Genomic DNA, 1,601 nt, shown 5'->3' with positions numbered 1-1,601 from the left:
TAGAACATAGCCAACCGCGGACCAAACCGCGCGCGATGGTGCCGCGAAACGCCGTCGTTCACTGCGACGACGCGGCGTCCCCGGCGGTGTCCAGCGTCCCCAGGACTACCTCCGCGACCCTTTTCATGGTGGTGCGGCGGTCCATCGCGGCGCGTTGCATCCAGCCGAACGCCTCGGGTTCGGTCATGGCGTGCCTGGCCTGCAAAAGGCCCTTGGCGCGCTCTATCAGCTTGCGGGTCTCCAAGCGCTCACCGAGGTCGGCCACCTCGCGTTCCAACTGGATGACCTCCTGGAACCGGCTGAAGGCGAGTTCGATGGCCGGAACCAGGTCGCTGATGGAGAACGGCTTGACCAGGTAGGCCATCGCGCCGGCGTCGCGGGCCCTTTCCACCAGGTCCCGCTGGCTGAAAGCCGTGAGCACCACCACCGGCGCGATGCGCTTGGCCGCGATCTCGCCGGCGGCGTCGATACCGTCGCGCCGCGGCATCTTCACGTCCATGATGACCAGATCCGGCCTCAGGCTCTCGGCCAGTTCAACGGCCTCCTGGCCGTCCCCCGCCTCGCCGACCACCTGGTAGCCCTCCTCGCTGAGCATCTCCGCCAGGTCGAGCCGGATCAGCGCCTCGTCCTCGGCGATGAGAACCCGCCGCCTCACTCGGGGATCGGTCACGGGCTCGGCGGTGGACTCGGTCGCGGGGTCGGCCATGGGGTCGGTCATGGGGGTCATTGTGGGACGGCGGGGCGACGCGGCGAGCGCGGGGGGCCGGACCGGGTTCAGCGGAGTCCACTATCGTTGCTTCTCGCGCGACCGCCCTCGTATCCCAACTGGCAGAGGAAACGGATTCAAAACCCGTGCAGTGTGAGTTCGAATCTCACCGAGGGCACCACGAAGCCGTGAGGCGCTGAGCCGGAATTACGCAGGAATTGTTAAGACACTTCTCATGCTGCTGGACGCCGGGGTCGCCAGTCCGATCGAGATGGTCAATCAGTGCATGGCACACGTGTCGCCCCGGCGGGCGGTCACCAGGACATCCAGGTAGCAGGAGCTGTCATAGACCGGAACGCTGGTCGGAGCCCCGCTGCTGCCCCTGACGGTGCCGCTGGCGCAGAGCGTGCTTCCCGTCACCTGGTTGCAGCCGGCGAAGTCGTCCAGCAATATCTCGTCCAGCAGGACCTCGACGTCGCCCACCTGGTCGGCGGCAGACATCCCCTCGGGCGCAGTCACGGCAACCGCGAAAGCCGTTGCCGCGATGGCCGCCATCGGCGGGATCCAGAGCCATGAAACCCGCATGATCACCCCCGAAGGCGCTGACGTTCGGCGAACTCCGGCAGTACCGCCATGCGCAGCCCCCTTTGCTCCCGACAACCCCAGTCGGTCGACCGACTTCACCTGCCGCGAGTATAAGGTTCGCGTGCCGTACCGCGGGCGTTAACGAGAATTTCAACCTGCGAGGGTTGACAAGCGGCGAAGCGGCCGACCGGCACATTTCCCCCCCGCATGGGAATGTGCCGGTGGCCGCTCTGTCAGGAATTGTCCCAGGTATTGACCGAACCGAAACCGCTTACCGGGACAAAGTCCTCGCGGGTTTTAGTGCCCCGGC

The 1,601-nt window shown here is 66.4% G+C and carries 2 protein-coding genes and 1 tRNA gene; 1 reads left to right on the top strand and 2 read right to left on the bottom strand.

Annotated elements, in window-relative coordinates:
* Nucleotides 1-58: 58 nt before the first annotated feature.
* Nucleotides 59-706: a two-component system response regulator PdtaR gene (locus ADBZ5U_RS16250; protein WP_526811923.1), complete on the bottom strand. Its 648-nt coding sequence runs from the start codon at nt 704-706 to the stop codon at nt 59-61.
* A 104-nt stretch (nt 707-810) separates the two neighbouring features.
* Between ADBZ5U_RS16250 and ADBZ5U_RS16245 the strand changes: the two genes are divergently transcribed.
* Nucleotides 811-887: transfer RNA gene (locus ADBZ5U_RS16245), tRNA-Leu, on the top strand.
* 98 nt (nt 888-985) lie between these two features.
* Here ADBZ5U_RS16245 and ADBZ5U_RS16240 read toward each other — a convergent pair.
* A complete protein-coding gene (locus tag ADBZ5U_RS16240; RefSeq protein WP_526811921.1) occupies nt 986-1,291 on the bottom strand; it encodes a hypothetical protein in 306 nt (101 codons plus the stop codon).
* Nucleotides 1,292-1,601 lie beyond the last annotated feature (310 nt).

Origin of the sequence: Mycobacterium sp., assembly GCF_040398885.1 — a bacterium.
Taxonomy (GTDB): domain Bacteria; phylum Actinomycetota; class Actinomycetes; order Mycobacteriales; family Mycobacteriaceae; genus Mycobacterium.
The sequence above is the reverse complement of the archived record's forward strand: the minus strand, read 5'-3'. Positions and strand labels throughout refer to the sequence as shown.

Coding starts and splice junctions, on each gene's coding strand:
- ADBZ5U_RS16250 (WP_526811923.1), bottom strand. CDS start 706: ATGGCCGACCCCGCGACCGAGTCCACCGCCGAGCCCGTGACCGATCCC.
- ADBZ5U_RS16240 (WP_526811921.1), bottom strand. CDS start 1,291: ATGCGGGTTTCATGGCTCTGGATCCCGCCGATGGCGGCCATCGCGGCA.